Annotated in this window: 13 protein-coding genes; 8 read left to right on the top strand and 5 right to left on the bottom strand. The window is 60.8% G+C overall.

Annotated elements, in window-relative coordinates:
• Positions 1-26 precede the first annotated feature (26 nt).
• Genes QD357_RS17100 through QD357_RS17090 form a run of 3 tightly spaced genes read left to right on the top strand, consistent with a single transcriptional unit; the run spans position 27 to position 3,216 of the window.
• Positions 27-1,046, top strand: a complete 1,020-nt coding sequence (locus tag QD357_RS17100) for a glycosyltransferase family 2 protein (protein WP_414124630.1) — start codon at positions 27-29, stop codon at positions 1,044-1,046.
• Positions 1,039-2,535, top strand: a complete 1,497-nt coding sequence (locus QD357_RS17095) for a glycosyltransferase family 39 protein (RefSeq protein WP_414124629.1) — start codon at positions 1,039-1,041, stop codon at positions 2,533-2,535. The genes QD357_RS17100 and QD357_RS17095 overlap by 8 nt, the downstream gene beginning before the upstream one ends.
• 60 nt (positions 2,536-2,595) lie before the next feature.
• Positions 2,596-3,216, top strand: a complete 621-nt coding sequence (locus QD357_RS17090; RefSeq protein ID WP_107107527.1) for an NUDIX hydrolase — start codon at positions 2,596-2,598, stop codon at positions 3,214-3,216.
• On the opposite strand, the gene QD357_RS17085 is transcribed toward QD357_RS17090, so the two are convergent.
• Entirely contained in the window at positions 3,217-4,584 is a 1,368-nt protein-coding gene (locus QD357_RS17085; protein WP_107107526.1) for an aspartate aminotransferase family protein, read from the bottom strand.
• Positions 4,585-4,872: 288 nt separating this feature from the next.
• On the opposite strand from QD357_RS17085, the gene QD357_RS17080 reads away from it, so the two are divergent.
• Positions 4,873-6,213 carry a glutamine synthetase family protein gene (locus QD357_RS17080; protein ID WP_107107525.1) on the top strand — a complete coding sequence of 447 codons (1,341 nt, stop codon included), beginning with the start codon at positions 4,873-4,875 and terminating at the stop codon, positions 6,211-6,213.
• 6 nt (positions 6,214-6,219) lie between these two features.
• Here QD357_RS17080 and QD357_RS17075 read toward each other — a convergent pair whose 3' ends face one another.
• The gene (locus tag QD357_RS17075; protein ID WP_107107524.1) at positions 6,220-7,167 is read right to left on the bottom strand and encodes a diacylglycerol/lipid kinase family protein; all 948 of its coding nucleotides are present in this window, start codon (positions 7,165-7,167) and stop codon (positions 6,220-6,222) included.
• A 349-nt stretch (positions 7,168-7,516) separates the two neighbouring features.
• Here QD357_RS17075 and QD357_RS17070 point away from each other — a divergent pair, with 349 nt between their 5' ends.
• Positions 7,517-8,734 carry an MFS transporter gene (locus QD357_RS17070; RefSeq protein ID WP_107107523.1) on the top strand — a complete coding sequence of 406 codons (1,218 nt, stop codon included), beginning with the start codon at positions 7,517-7,519 and terminating at the stop codon, positions 8,732-8,734.
• A 384-nt stretch (positions 8,735-9,118) separates the two neighbouring features.
• Positions 9,119-10,492: a magnesium transporter gene (gene mgtE, locus QD357_RS17065; protein ID WP_107107522.1), complete on the top strand. Its 1,374-nt coding sequence runs from the start codon at positions 9,119-9,121 to the stop codon at positions 10,490-10,492.
• Between the two features lie 52 nt (positions 10,493-10,544).
• Here the strand turns inward: mgtE and QD357_RS17060 are convergent, their stop codons facing one another.
• Positions 10,545-11,018, bottom strand: coding sequence for an Lrp/AsnC family transcriptional regulator (locus QD357_RS17060; protein ID WP_107107521.1), 474 nt, complete (start codon positions 11,016-11,018; stop codon positions 10,545-10,547).
• Positions 11,019-11,163: 145 nt separating this feature from the next.
• Here QD357_RS17060 and QD357_RS17055 point away from each other — a divergent pair, with 145 nt between their 5' ends.
• On the top strand, positions 11,164-12,066 hold the full coding sequence (locus QD357_RS17055) for a DMT family transporter (protein WP_107107520.1): 903 nt from the start codon (positions 11,164-11,166) through the stop codon (positions 12,064-12,066).
• Between the two features lie 89 nt (positions 12,067-12,155).
• On the opposite strand, the gene QD357_RS17050 is transcribed toward QD357_RS17055, so the two are convergent.
• Positions 12,156-12,689 carry a GNAT family N-acetyltransferase gene (locus tag QD357_RS17050; RefSeq protein ID WP_245407438.1) on the bottom strand — a complete coding sequence of 178 codons (534 nt, stop codon included), beginning with the start codon at positions 12,687-12,689 and terminating at the stop codon, positions 12,156-12,158.
• Complete coding sequence (locus tag QD357_RS17045; protein WP_414124628.1) at positions 12,689-14,353, bottom strand: 4Fe-4S dicluster domain-containing protein; 1,665 nt, start codon at positions 14,351-14,353, stop codon at positions 12,689-12,691. Before QD357_RS17045 ends, QD357_RS17050 begins: the two co-directional genes overlap by 1 nt.
• 287 nt (positions 14,354-14,640) lie before the next feature.
• On the opposite strand from QD357_RS17045, the gene QD357_RS17040 reads away from it, so the two are divergent.
• On the top strand, positions 14,641-15,429 hold the full coding sequence (locus QD357_RS17040; RefSeq protein WP_107107518.1) for an SDR family oxidoreductase: 789 nt from the start codon (positions 14,641-14,643) through the stop codon (positions 15,427-15,429).
• Positions 15,430-15,552: the final 123 nt, after the last annotated feature.

Genomic DNA, 15,552 nt, shown 5'->3' with positions numbered 1-15,552 from the left:
TGCCGGTCTTTTAGGAGAAAGAAGAGTTGCAGACAACGGCAGAGTCGATCCGCCCCCTGACCGACACGGTAAGTGCCATTGAGCTTTCGCTGGTCGTGCCCGTCTTTAATGAGGAAGAAAGCGTCGGACCGCTGATCGAGCGCATCTGTTCCGCCATGGTGGGTTTCACCAAGCCCTGGGAACTGATCCTCATCGACGACGGCAGCACCGATGCCACGCTTGCCAATGCGCGCMGTTCGCTCGGGCACGAGGGACTGACGCTGCGCATCGTCGAGCTTCAACGCAATTTCGGCCAGACGGCCGCCATGCAGGCCGGTATCGACACCGCCACCGGCCGGCTGATCGCCACGATGGACGGCGACCTGCAGAACKACCCGAAGGATATCCCCTCGATGGTCGAGGAGTTGGAGCGGCGGCAGCTCGACCTACTCGTCGGCTGGCGCAAGAATCGCCAGGACGGGCTTTTCCTGCGCAAGATTCCCTCCTGGTGCGCCAACTACCTCATCGGCCGCATCACCGGCGTCAAATTGCATGATTATGGCTGCAGCCTGAAGATCTACCGCGCCTCGATCATCAAGCAGGTGAAGCTGATGGGCGAGATGCACCGCTTCATCCCGGCCTGGGTCGCGGGCGTCGTACCGAGCTCGCGCATCGGCGAAATGGTCGTTACCCATCATGCGCGCCAGCACGGCATATCGAAATACGGCATTTCGCGCACCTTCCGTGTCATCCTCGACCTGCTGTCGGTGATGTTCTTCATGCGCTACAAGGCGCGGCCGGGCCATTTCTTCGGCTCTCTCGGCCTTGGCCTCGGGGCGCTCGCCGCCCTGATCCTGCTGTGGCTCTTCGTCGACAAGTTCATCTTCGGCGACGATATTGGCAACAGGCCGCTGCTGCTGGTCGGCGTCGTGCTCCTGCTGTCGTCGGTGCAGATGATCACCACGGGTATCCTAGCCGAGATGATCGCGCGCATCTACTATCGCGATGACCTGTCGCCGAACTATATCGTCCGCAAGATCTTCGATCGGGATCATCAGGATGCATAGGCTTCTGGTCCGCCGACCGGATACCATCATCCTTCTACTTGCCGGTTACTTCGCTCTGGAATTCCTGGTGCGGCTCGCCATGCCGCATGGCATGCGCTACGACGAGTCGCAGCAGGCGCTGTTCTCGCAATGGCTGACACTCGGCTATGATTCCCAGCCGCCGCTCTATAATTGGGTGCAGGCGCTGGTGGTGTCGGTCTTCGGATTGTCGCTGGCGGCGATTTCCATCGTCAAGAACATCGTGTTGTTTCTGGTCTTCTTCAGCTACTACAAGCTGGCGAAGCTGGTTTTGTCGGACAAGGTTTTCGCGGCGATCGCCACGCTGTCGCTGCTGACTATTCCCCAGCTCTTCTGGGAGGCGCAACGTGACCTGACACATACGGTCGCGCAGCTCCTGACCATCAATCTTTTCCTCTACGGTGCGATCCGCACGCTGAAGGCACCGAGTACGGGCTCCTATGTATTTACCGGCATCGCGCTCGGCCTTGGCATGCTGTCGAAATATAATTTCGCGCTGCTTGCCGTCGCCGCGGTCATTGCCGTCCTTATGTATCCGCAGGGGCGCGCGCGCCTCTTCGATAAGCGCTTTCTGCTGACCCTGCTGATCTCCCTGTTGATCTTCCTGCCGCATGGATTGTGGCTGATCCATAATCTCGACCTCGCCTCGGGACGGACCCTGGGGATCATGGAGGAGGATGCGCCGGAAACTGCCTTTGCCAAGCTGGTGAAGGGACCACTGGAATTCGTGAAACTGGTGCTCGTCATCTGCGCACCGACGCTCGTCATCTATGCGCTGGTATTCGGCAAAAGCCTCTTCAAGAACCTCGGACGATCGAACGAATGGACCCGCTTTTTCGAGGTCCTTTTTGCGGCCATCGCCGTGCTGGTGCTGATCCTGATCGTCGGCATCGGCATGACGGCGCTGCGCGACCGCTGGCTGCTGCCCTTCCTGTTCCTGCTGCCGATCTATCTGTGCCTGAAGATGGAAGTGGCTGGCATCAAAGCGGCGGATTTCGGCAAGCGCTTCTTCTATATACCGCTGGCGATGATGCTGCTCATCCCGGCATCCCTTTTGACCCGCGTCACCTTCCCGGCGCTTTTCGGCTCCTATGACCATTACAACACCCCCTACCCCGCCTTCGTCAGCCAGGCCGTGGCGACGGAAGGCAAAAAGCCGGGTTTGGTGCTGACGGACAATTGGCTGCCGGCCGGCAATCTGCATTTGCAACTGCCTGACGTGCCGGCCATGTCGCTGTTCTTCGGAAATCTGACGGCGGACTATCAATGGAGCGCCGACAAGCCGATCCTCGTCGTCTGGCGACCGGGCAAGAACGCCGACGGCGTGCCCCCACCATTAGCGAACTGGTTGCACGATACGCTCGGCCAGCAATATGCGACGCCGGATGTCAAACTCGCAGACGTCCCGTATATCCACKGCAAAGCGGGCGATACGGCGTCTTTCGCCTATTCCTGGATTTATCCGAAGTAAGGGCAACCCGATCCAGAGTGATCGGCCGTCCAGTTTCAACTTTCAACGCAGGAACTGCTCATGGACCCGACCGACACGCTCACAAGCATCCTGCCTGACGCTGCCGATCTTCCGCCATGGCAAGTGAAAAGCTCCACCCATCTGCATCATGACCGGTGGCTGAAAGTCAGGGCTGACGCCTGTGTTACTGCCGAGGGCGTGGAGATCGCCCCTTACTACGTGCTGGAATATCCCGATTGGGTGGAAGTCGTGGCACTCGATGCGGAGGACAATATCTATCTGGTCCAGCAGTATCGCCATGCTCTCAACGTCGTCTCATTGGAGGTGCCAGGCGGGGCTATCGATGCGAGCGATGCCAACCCGATAGAGGCGGCCGCCCGCGAGCTGCGGGAAGAAACCGGCCTCATCGCTTCCGATTGGGAATATGTCGGCGCCCTCGCACCGAACCCGGCCACCCACTCGAACCTTTCCCATATCGTGCTCGCTCGCAACGTCGAGATGTCAGCGAAACCCGCAGACGATCCGACGGAACGCATTCGGCTTATTCGCATGCCGATCCGCCAGGCCATCAAACTGGCGCTGGAGGGTAAGATGATTCAGACCATTCATGTCGCGGGACTGACACTTGCCCTGCACAAAGCGGGCAAATGGGATGCGTCAGCCCTGGCGGACAAGGACTGATTACGCTCTCGCCTCGGCCCACACGGCGTCGAGCGCCAGCCGCGTGATACGCACCATCGCATCCACTTCCTCATGGCTGATGATCAGTGGCGGCGAGGCCAGCATTCGGTCCGCCGTGGCGCGCAGCACGAGGCCATTGGTTAAAGCGTGATTGCGTACGGCGGAGCCGATGGCATCCGGCTTCTCGAAACGGCGGCGGGTGGATTTGTCGGCGGCAAGCTGTAGCGCGCCCATCAACCCGATGCTGACGGCTTCGCCGACCATATCGTGATCCGCCAGACTGCCCCAGGCCTTCGCGAAATAGGGCCCGATATCGTCGCGAACGCGCTCGATCAGCCGCTCATCCTCGATGATCCTCAAATTTTCCAGCGCTGCGGCGGCGCAGACCGGATGGCCGGAATAGGTGAAGCCGTGGTTGAATTCGCCGACATCATTGATCAGCACATCGGCAATGTGGTCGCTGACCAACACGCCGCCGATCGGCAGGTAGCCCGAAGACAGGCCCTTGGCGATCGGCGCGAGATCGGGCTCGACGTTGAAATGCTGATAACCGAACCAGGAGCCGAGCCTTCCGAAGCCGCAGATCACTTCGTCGCAGACGAGCAGGATATTCCGCGCCTTGCAGATGCGGGCGATTTCCGGCCAATAGGTCGCGGGCGGTATGATGACACCGCCTGCTCCCTGCACCGGCTCGGCGATGAAGGCGGCGACGTTGTCCTCGCCCAACTCATTGATCTTCTCTTCCAACTCGCGCGCAGCCTTGAGGCCGAAATCTTCCGGAGAAAGATCGCCGCCATCAGCGTACCAATAGGGTTGACCGATATGGACGACGCCGGGGATCGGCAGATCGCCCTGCTCATGCATGTATTTCATGCCGCCCATGCTGGCGCCAGCAACGGTCGACCCGTGGTAACCATTGCGGCGAGCGATAACGGTCTTCTTGGCCGGTTTGCCCACCGCACTCCAATAGACGCGCGCCATACGGAACCAGGTGTCGTTGGCTTCCGAGCCGGAGTTGGTGAAGAAGACATGATTGAAATGCGGCCCGGCATGAGCACAGACCTTCTCCGACAGGAGCGTTGCCGGGGTCGTCGTCGTGCCGAAGAAGGTGTTGTAATAGGGCAGCTCATTCATCTGGCGGATCGCCGCATCGGCGATTTCCGTTCGCCCATAGCCGATATTGACGCACCAAAGGCCGGCAAAACCGTCGAGATATTTCTTGCCGTTGCTGTCGAAGATATAGACGCCCTGGCCGCGCTGGATGATCCGAGCGCCGTCGGCATTCAACTTCTTCATGTCCGCGAACGGATGGAGATGATGAGCGGCATCGACGGCGGCGAGATTGGAACGGCTGGAAGTGTCGGACATGGCTTATTCGAACCCTGTTGAGATTGGTGCCTGTMAGGCCCATCAACGCCGCGACTATGTGCATGGCCCCTCACCCCAGCCCTCTCCCCGCACGCGGGGGCGAGGAAGCTTATCGCGCCGGCAATCGACCGCATCAGGTGCGGCAAGCATGGGCGGGTCCCCTCTCCCCGCAGGTGCGGGGAGAGGGCTAGGGTGAGGGGCCTGGCACGAAGCCGCAACATAGCCAGACTTGACTAGAGGCTATCATGGTTTACGACCATGACGTGAGCATCGGGGATTTACAAGGGCATGGCGGCTGACAACGCAACCGAGGGCACAGCCCGTATCGAAGTGTTGATATCGGATATGAACGGCCGGCTGCGTGGCAAGCAGGCCCCCATCGAAGCCGAAAAGAAAGTCTGGTCCGGCGCGGTGCGCCTGCCGACCTCAACGCAATCCCTGGATATTTGGGGCGACGACAATGACGATCTCACCGGCCTGTCTCTGACAATCGGCGATCCCGATGGCACCTGCGTCGCTGATCGACGCACGCTTGCGGATATGCCATGGGCGCCGCCGGGATCGAAGCAAGTGCTGGCCATGATGCATGAACTCGACGGCCGCCCGAGCTTTCAGGACCCGCGCGCTATCCTTGCCGCCGTCGTCGACCGCTATAAGACGCTCGGCCTGACGCCTGTCGTTGCGACCGAGCTGGAATTCTATGTTCTCGCCGGCGACTGGCGCGAGCGCGGCATCCCCTCGCCGCCGGCGGCGCTGATGTATCGTGGTGAGCCGAACGGCTATCAGCTCTACGATATGGATGCTGTCGATCTGCTCGGCGATTATCTCGAAACCCTGCGCGCCTATGCCAAGGCGCAGGGCTTGCCGGCGGATGCAACCACGGCGGAGTTCGGCCCGGGGCAGTTCGAAGTCAATCTGCTCCATCGTCCGGACGCGCTTGCCGCTGCCGATGACTGCACTGCCTTGAAACGAATAGCCGAGCAAGCGGCGCGCAAACACGGCCTCAAATCGACCTGCATGGCGAAACCCTATAGCGATCACGCGGGCTCCGGCCTGCATGTGCACGCCAGCATCATCGACGGTGAGGGCCGCAATATCCTCGATGCAGCCGGCGGCGAGCCAAAGAGGCTGAAATCAATCTGCGCCGGTCTGCTGCAGACCCTGCAGGATGCGCAGTTGATCTTTGCGCCCTACGCCAATTCCTATCGCCGCTTCCAGCCGGGCTCGTTTGCGCCCGTGGACCTTACCTGGGGTTACGGTCATCGCGGAACGGCGGTGCGCATCCCTGAAAAGGATGGACCAGGCGCCCGGATCGAGCACCGCGTCGCCGGCGCCGATGCCAATCCATACCTCATGCTGGCGGCTATCCTCGGGGGTATGTTGCTCGGATTGCAGAGTGAACTCGATCCCGGCGAGGAGACGACGCCAAGCCATGTGCCGGCAAATGCACCGCGCCTGACGCATGATTTCCTGACCGCCGTCGAGCGCTTCCGCGCCTCTCCCTTCATCGCCGATATTTTCGGGGAGCGATACCAGAAGCTCTATGGCGATACGAAGCACAAGGAAGCGATCCGCTACCTGCGCACCGTATCCGATTTCGATTACCGGACGTATCTGCCGCGCCTTTGACAGATTTCAGACGACTGCGCTGCTGATGGAGTCTTCCTCGGCAACCCGCGCGGCCGTGCCCTGCTTGACCATCACTTTCAGCTCGCCGGCATGAAGTTTGAGCGCGATATCACGTTCCAACGGCAGCAGCTCGCCATCCACGACGCAGTTCGCCAGGCTGCGCAGCTTCGGGAAATGCAGGTGCACTTCACGCGTATGCATGACCATGACGTCGGCGTTTTCGCGGAAGCGGCCCCGCAGCATATCGATCGCGAGTCGTGCGACGCTCAGCGGCCGCAACGGCCTTGCCGTATAGAAGCCAAGTTCGCCGCCGCGCAGATCGTCGGCATAAAGCAGCGTGTTGGGGCCAAACGGATTGTTCGATACGGAAATTGCCGAAACATGCCGGCGCTCGCGAACTCCCTCCGCTTCGAAATCGACATCGAATTCCGGTGGGTTGAAGACGACACCCAAGGCGGCGCGGATGTTGGCCGACAACTTGCCGGCGCGTGAACGATAGGTATAGGCGTTGCGATAACGCACCATTCGCGCATGCATGCCCGCAGAAAACTGGTGGATGAAAGGGCGGCCATTGGCGCTGCCGATATCCACCTGATCCACCTCTCCGGTCGCAAGTACGTCTAGCACCTGGTAGATATCGAGCGGCAGCCGAAGCGAGCGCGCAAAGAGGTTCATGGTGCCGGCGGGAATGACGCCGAGAGCAACGCCGTTTTTCCAGGCTACCGCGGCCGCTGCAGAAATCGTTCCGTCACCGCCGCCGGCGACGATGCCATCGATATCGTCGCGACGCGCCGCACGCTCCATGGCGGCAACGACTTCACTACCCGACACGACCACACCTTCGAAATCGTGGCCGGCATCCCGGAAGACCTGCTCTGCCTTCATTTCGTAGGCGGCCATGTCCGTTGTCTTGAACGTGCCGCCATCGCGATTGAAAAAGCCGATCAGTTTCATCGAGGCTCCCGGTTTTCTCGTTGAATCTGTCTCAAGAAGATCTGCTCCCGCACCTGCTAATCCAAAAATGGTTTCGGCCAAGGCGATTTCAAGCACTATCCAGTCATGGGAGGCAATCAATGCGGGTGACTGATCGTGCAATAACCTCGCAAATACTTATGCGCAGGGCGATATGCTGCGCTGCAAAAAATGCACGCGACAGCGGTGTCGCCCTGATTCATAGTATTAATTGAGGTGCATTCGCGCCTTCCCATCTTTCATTCCGCATCGTGTATCCGAGACCACCTCCCGGTTTCTCTGCCCGTTGCCCGCTTAGCGGCTGTCTGCCTGATCGCCGCCAGGAGTTTTCGTGAGCGATATCACCGTCGACCTCATCGATTCCCGATCCAGCCTCGAAGCGCCGTCCCGCGCGGCGATCGCCCTCGTCACGCTGGCGCTCGCAGTCGGCAGCTTCGGCATCGGCACGGGTGAATTCGTCATCATGGGCCTGCTGCCCGAGGTCGCCGATACCTTCGGCGTCACGACCCCTCTAGCCGGTCATGTCATCAGCGCCTATGCGCTCGGTGTCGTTGTCGGTGCGCCGGTCATCGCTATCCTCGCCGCCAAGATGGCGCGGCGCACTCTGCTTTTGCTGATGATGGCAATCTTCGCAGCCGGGAATATTTCGAGCGCCCTGGCTCCGACCTTCGAAAGCTTCGCGGCTCTGCGTTTCATCACCGGCCTGCCGCATGGCGCCTATTTCGGCGTCGCAGCACTGGTGGCCGCTTCGATGGTGCCTGTCCATCGCCGCGTGCGTGCTGTCGGTCAGGTCATGCTCGGCCTCACCATCGCCACCCTGATCGGCACACCGATCGCCACCTTCCTCGGCCAGCTTCTGAACTGGCGTGCCGCCTTCATGATGGTCGGCGGCGTCGGCCTCGTAGCCATGCTGCTTATTGCCCTGTTCCTGCCCAAGGACAAAGTCGAGGAAGGTGCAAGCATCGCCCGCGAGCTGGGCGCTCTTCGCCGCATCCAGGTGTGGCTGACGCTCGGCATCGCCGCCGTGGGTTTCGGTGGCATGTTCTCGATCTTCAGCTATGTCGCAACAACGACAACGCAGGTTGCCGGTTTGGGAACGGGCATGGTGCCGGTCGTACTGGCACTCTTCGGCATCGGCATGAATGTCGGCAATATCGTCGGTTCGCGCCTGGGCGACCTGTCGCTCAAGGGGACGATCGGCGGCATGATGGTCTTCAACGTCATCATCATGACGCTGTTTTCGCTGACGGCAGCCAACCCCGTGATGCTCTGCCTCTGTGTCTTCCTCATCGGCTGCGGTTTTGCGGCCTGCCCAGCGGTGCAGACACGTCTTATGGACGTCGCCGCCGACGCGCAGACGCTGGCCGCCGCCTCCAACCATTCGGCCTTCAACATCGCCAATGCGCTCGGCGCCTGGCTTGGCGGCCTGGTGATCTCCTGGGGCTTCACAGCGGCGTCGACGGGCTATGTCGGCGCGGTGCTCTCCGTCTTCGGCCTGATCGTTTTCGGACTGTCAGTCGCTTTGGAGCGCAACGGCCGGGGCGTATGAGGCCGAAGGGTAAGGTCGTTCTGGCCGGTTTCTGAATCCACTCATTGCCTTCGATCGGCCGGGTGCACATCACCCGGCCGATCTCGTTTATTTTTGCAACAGCCATTGCTGCAGCGCATAAGCCTTTAGCCGCTCAACAAAAAATTGCCTGCGACATTATGGCATTAACCGCGGGCGCCACTTGACTTTTCCCCACTTCGGAGCGACTTCTCGCGACGTGGGGAACATGCGTTTTCCATACCGATTAACCGGAGCCATCTTACGATGCCTAGCGACAGTAGTAGTCGATTGCCTTTGCCGTCAGTGGCTTTCGTGCTGTAACCGACTCCTGTCGGCTCGCCACGATCTGCCACGACGGCGGATCGACCGGAAAGGCGAGCTATAATGAACATCAACAGCTTTCCCGTGCGGGCTGGCAATGCCGCTCGTGCATTCATCAATAATAACCGTGCCCTTACCATTGCAGAACGCGTTGAGTCGCTGAATGCGCTCGAGGCGGACGAAGCCGCACGCCTCCTGGCCAAAATGCCAGAGGAGCGGGCCGTTCGTATTCTCGATCGGCCGGAACTGCGCAACGCGCCTGCCATTCTCGAAGTCATGACCAATGCAGACGCCGCACGGCTGCTGCATGGCATGTCCAACGACCGCGTGGCCGACATTCTTCTCGAACTGGACGACGACGCACGCGCTCGGTTGTTCGCTACCCTTGAGGAGCCGGTTCGTGTCGCGATCCAGGGTCTGATGGGCTATCCGCCGCGCACGGCTGGCGGCATCATGACGACCGAGTACGTCAGCGTATTCGCCAGTTGGACCGTTGCGCAGACGCTTGACCATGTGCGCCAGGTCGAGCGCTCCCGCGAGACGGTCTATGCCATCTATGTGCTCGACGACGACACCCATGTTCTGCTGCATGTCGTGACGCTGCGCCGTCTCATCACCGGCCAGCCCGACGCCTGCATTCTGACCGTGGCACAGAAGGGTACGCCCGTCACTGCGCCTGCGCTGATGAAGCAGGAGGATGTCGCCCGGCTGATCCGCCGTCACGACCTGCTCGCTCTGCCGGTTGTCGACGAAAACGGCCTGATGCTCGGCATCGTCACGGTCGACGACGTCATCGATACGATGATCGCCGACACGACCGAAGCCGCGCAAAGATTCGGCGGTATGGAAGCCCTCGGCCAGCCCTATATGAAGATCGGCTTCGCGGGCATGATCCGCAAGCGCGCCGGCTGGTTGGCCGCCCTCTTCCTCGGCGAAATGCTGACGGCCAGCGCCATGCAGCATTTCGAAGGCGAGTTGGAGAAGGCTGTCGTGCTGACGCTGTTCATCCCGCTGATCATGAGCTCGGGCGGTAATTCCGGCTCGCAGGCGACCTCGCTGATCATTCGAGCACTGGCGCTCGGCGAGCTCAAGCTGTCCGATTGGTGGCGCGTTGCTTTGCGCGAATTGCCAACGGGCATCGTGCTCGGCTCGATCCTCGGCCTTGTCGGCTTTGCCCGCATCGTGCTTTGGCAGACCATTGGGCTCTTCGACTACGGCCCACACTGGCAGTTGGTCGGCGTCACCGTTTTCGCCGCACTGATCGGCATCGTCACATTCGGCTCTCTGGCCGGCTCGATGCTGCCGTTCATGCTGCAGAAGCTGCGCCTCGATCCGGCCAGTGCATCGGCGCCAGCGGTGGCAACGCTGGTCGATGTGACCGGGCTGGTGATCTATTTCTCGGTCGCCCTGTTGATCCTCAGTGGCACGATGCTCTGAGAGCAATGCAAATTTAACCAGGAAGGGGCCGGCGACGGCCCCTTTTTCATTTTCAAACCGGCTGCGGCAGCTTCAGGGCGCCGTTGGTCTTGATGCTGCGGATCGCAAAATTCGAGCGCAGGTCGGAGACGCCAGGTAGCGTCAGAAGCTTTTCCGACATTACCTTTTCATAAGCGGCGAGGTCCTCGACGACGACTTCCGCCAGAAAATCCGCAGCTCCTGAAATCAAGTGGCAGGACACGATTTCCGGGATAGCGAGCAGCGCCGCCTGCTGCGCCTCCGAATTCTCCTTGGAGTGATGCCCGACCTTGAGTTCGACGAAAACGGTCAAGCCGAGGCCAGCTTCCTTGCGGTCGATATCGGCGCGATAGCCGCGCAGCAGACCCGATTTTTCCAGGTTGCGGATGCGCCTCAGACAGGGCGAAGGCGACAGATTCACCCGCTCGGCGATCTCGACATTCGTAGCGCGTGCGTCCTCCTGCAGGCAGTTGAGGATGGCAATATCGAATTTATCCAGTTTTGGCATTTCTATAAACTTTCTTCGCCTGTATTGGCAGATAATTGCTCATAGCACTTTCTTTGAGCCATAACTAGCAAGGACATGCCTCGGCCTTCGGAGCTATCTTTTCTTCAACCGGATAATGATCCCAACGGTTCGAAAGGATACGTCGATGAGTGCCTTGACCTTCTCCTCCCGCAAGACAATGCCCGCTACGGCCGGCTATGCCGGCGCCATCATTACGGTGCTGATCTGGGCCAACTGGATTCTTGCCACGCGCCACACCGCCGAAACGCAGATGGGCACGATCGACCTCGGCTTGATCCGCTACGGTATTCCGGCGCTGGTGCTCTCTCCCGTCTGGCTGCGCACCGGGCTGTTGCCGAAAGGCGTGCCGCTGAAACTATTGGCGCTCATGGTCTGCGGTTCGGGTGCGCTTTTCTTCCAATTGACCACTTTCGCCATCCACTCCACGCCCGCCGCATCGGCTGGCATTCTGCTCGGAGGCTCGATGCCGCTGGCGACCGCGCTGATCGGGGTGCTGCTGTTTCGCGAGCGGCCGGACATCACCCGTTGGCTCGGCCTCGGCGGCATCGTCGCCGGCGTCGCCATCCTTTTGGCACGCAGCCTTTCCAGCGCGGAAATTTCCTGGGTCAGCTTTACGCTGCTGCCGCTTGGTGCCCTGCTCTGGGCCGGCTACACCCACGCATTCCGCCGCTCTGGCCTGAACGCCATTCAGTCAAGCGCGATCATCGCCATCTGGTCGTTCCTCATCCATGTCGGCCTGGCCCTGATCTTCGGCAGCTCGCTCGCCTCCGTCCCGCTGCCGGAAATCGGCCTGCAGGTCGTAAGCCAGGGCCTGCTTTCCGGCCTCGCCGCCACGCTTGCCTACGGTCTCGCCGTCCAGGCCCTTGGCGGCACGCAGGCTGCCGCCTTCACCGCCATCACCCCGGTTCTCGCCACCTTCGGCGGCGGGCTGCTGCTCGGCGAGCCGCTTGGCATGACGGAGATTGCCGCCGCTGTCGTCACCGGCATGGGCGTTGCGCTTTCAACGGGAGTCTTGTCGAGGAAATAAGGGCAACAATCGGCAAAGGAGAGATGGAAGGCTGCCATCGGCAGCCTTCTGCATTGAGAAAGGCATAATTTGATGCCTGGCGGAAAATCTCAGAACCACAGCGCCATGGCGACCCGCCGATCGGGGTCCGCGCCATGGTCGATCTCGAATTTCAAGGTTTCAAGCAGTCCCGCCGGCATCTCGCCTTCATCCAGCACACGTAATCCAAGCGAGACGTAGAATGGCGCGTTGAACGGCACAAAACGGTCTGTCGTCAGTGTGACGCCTGATGCGCCCCGCTGCCGCGCCGTCTCGATCACGGTCTGCATCAAGCGCCGCCCGACACCCTTCTGCTGCCAGCGCCGCATGACATCGATCTCCAGGACATAGATCGCGCCATCGAGCTCGGAACTCGCGACGAAGGCAAAGGGGTGATCCAGATGATCGACCGCCACGAATAGCAGCCTTGCATCGAGCGACATCTCCAGCGTCTGACGCGGCACGGTCCTACCCTCGTCCTCCCTGCCTAGGGCACGGCCGAGGGTTGCGAAGGCATCGATCTCGATTTCCGCCAGGAAATCCAGGTCAGTGGAACGAGCAAGGCGAATAGTATAAGCGTCTCGCTCCATCTTCCCCGCGCTCATCACATGTTCGGATAAACTGGCCCCTCACCGCCCTGCGGCGGGACCCAGTTGATGTTCTGGTTCGGGTCCTTGATGTCGCAGGTCTTGCAGTGGACGCAGTTCTGGGCGTTGATGACGAAGGTATCCTGACCGTCCTTCTCCACCCATTCATARACSCCGGCCGGACAGTAGCGSGTCGACGGRCCRGCRTAGATGTCGTGTTCSGAYCGCTTCTGCAGGCCSATGTCCTTGACCTGCAGATGCACCGGCTGGTCTTCCTCATGRTTGGTGTTCGACARRGACACCGAGGACAGCCGGTCGAAGGTCAAAACGCCGTCCGGCTTCGAATAGGCGATCGGCTTGTGCTTGGCCGCCGGCTCCAGCGATTGAGCATCGGTCTTGCCGTGCTTCAGCGTGCCGAAGAAGGAGAAGCCGAACAGCGTGTTCGTCCACATATCGAGCCCGCCGAGCGCCACGCCGACCGCCGTGCCGAACTTCGACCACAGCGGCTTGACGTTGCGCACCTTCTTCAGGTCCTTGCCGATATCGCTGGCGCGCCATTCGTTTTCGATCTCGACCACTTCATCATTGGCGCGGCCGGCCGCGATCGCTGCGGCGATCTTGTCGGCCGCCAGCATGCCGGACAGCACCGCATTATGACTGCCCTTGATGCGCGGCACGTTGACGAAGCCGGCCGAGCAGCCGATCAGCGCGCCGCCAGGGAAGGAGAGCTTCGGCACCGACTGATAGCCGCCCTCGGTGATGGCACGGGCGCCATAGGAGATGCGCTTGCCACCTTCGAAGGTGCCGCGGATCGCCGGATGCGTCTTGAAGCGCTGGAACTCCTCGAAGGGATAAAGATAGGGGTTCTTGTAGTTGAGGTGGATGACGAAGCCGACGGCGACGAGATTGTCCTCGAGGTGATAGAGGAAGGAGCCACCACCGGTCTTCATGCCAAGCGGCCAGCCGAAGGAGTGCTGCACCAGACCCTGCTTATGGTTCTCCGGCTTCACCTGCCAGAGCTCCTTGATGCCGATGCCGAATTTCTGCGGCTCGCGGCCTTTCTGCAGGTCGAACTTGGCGATGAGCTGCTTGGCAAGCGAGCCGCGCACGCCTTCGCCGATCAGCACATATTTGCCCATGAGCGCCATGCCGCGCGTATAGTTCGGGCCAGGCTCGCCGTTCTTCTCGATGCCCATGTCGCCGGTGGCAACACCGATGACGGCGCCCTGGTCGTTATAAAGCACTTCGGTCGCGGCAAAGCCGGGATAGATCTCGACGCCCAGCCCCTCGGCCTTTTCGGCGAGCCAGCGACAGACATTGCCAAGCGATACGATATAGTTGCCGTGATTGTTCATCAGCGGCGGCATCAGCGCATTCGGCAGGCGCACCGAACCAGCAGGTCCGAGGAACAGGAAATGATCGTCCGTCACCTCGGTCTTGAAGGGATGGCCTTCCTCCTGACGCCAGCCGGGCAGCAGGCGGTCGATGCCGATCGGATCGACGACGGCGCCCGACAGGATATGCGCCCCGACTTCTGCGCCCTTTTCGAGCACGACGACGGTGAGATCGGGATTGACCTGCTTCAGGCGGATCGCCGCCGAAAGACCTGCTGGCCCCGCACCGACGATCACAACGTCGAATTCCATGCTCTCGCGTTCAGGCAGCTCGCTAGCGTCAGTCATTCACTCTGTCTCCGATTGGCCGGGCTCCCGTTGATTGGGTGCGGCCTTCTCCCCATTTTGGGCGTCTTCCCCGTTGGCTATCTCTTGTCAAAACGGGAGGGGATTGTCGAGCCGGGAAGCGACAGCCGATCCTCCAATTCGCACAACTGGCGTGAAAATTAAATTCACCTTACGTCAACGTCAATGCCTAGGCGTTGTCCGCTTGCTGTTTATCGGCTTCCAAAAAGCATTCGCGGCATTCTATAAAACTCATTGGAACAATCCGGACAGCATAAGGGGTGAACAAGATGGATCTCGGCATCAAGGGAAAGCGGGCGCTGGTTCTGGCTTCGTCCAAGGGGCTTGGCCATGGCATTGCCGTGGCGCTGGCACGCGAAGGGGCAAATGTCCTGCTCTGCGGCCGCAGCGGCGAGAGGCTGGAGAGCAATTGCAAGGCTATCAATGCGGAAGGGAAAGGTCGGGCGGATTGGATCTGGGCCGATCTCAATGATGAGATGTTCGTCGAAACCGTCAGCAAGGCGGTCACCGAAAAGCTCGGCGGCCTCGACATTCTCGTCAACAATACCGGCGGTCCGACGCCGGGAACTTCGGAAGATATGACCGCCGATAAGCTGGAAACCTATTTCCTGTCGATGGTGGCGCGGGTCATCACGCTGACCAACGCGCTGCTTCCGGCCATGAAGGCGCAGGGTTGGGGCCGTATCCTCACCGTTGCCTCCTCCGGCGTCATCGAACCGATCCCCAATCTGGCCCTTTCCAATACGCTGCGCCCTGCCCTTGCCGGCTGGAGCAAGACGTTGGCGGCGGAGGTGGCGGCACATGGCATTACCGTGAACATGCTGCTGCCGGGCAGCATTGCCACCGACCGGCTGGCCGACCTCGACAATGCGGCTGCCAAACGCAGCGGTAAACGCCTGGAGGAGATCGAAGCCGAGCGGCAACAGCGTATTCCCGCGGGTCGCTACGGCCGGGTCGAGGAATTCGCGGCGACGGCCGCCTTTCTTTGCAGCGAACCCGCAAGCTATGTCACCGGCTCGATGATCCGCTGCGATGGCGGCGCGGCGCGTTCTCTTTGAATACGCGCCCAACGAATGAGGCATTCGTCCCCAGAAAAGCGATCTTCTGAACACAATTACGTGAGAGACGAATTGGCTGGCGCCAAGCCCTAACCCTGCCGCTTCCGGGTAGGTGAAGGCAAA

The sequence above is a fragment of the Rhizobium sp. BR 317 genome, from assembly GCF_047445835.1.
Lineage (GTDB): Bacteria > Pseudomonadota > Alphaproteobacteria > Rhizobiales > Rhizobiaceae > Rhizobium > Rhizobium paranaense.
Note: the sequence above shows the minus strand (reverse complement) of the source record. Positions and strands in the feature narration are given on the sequence as shown.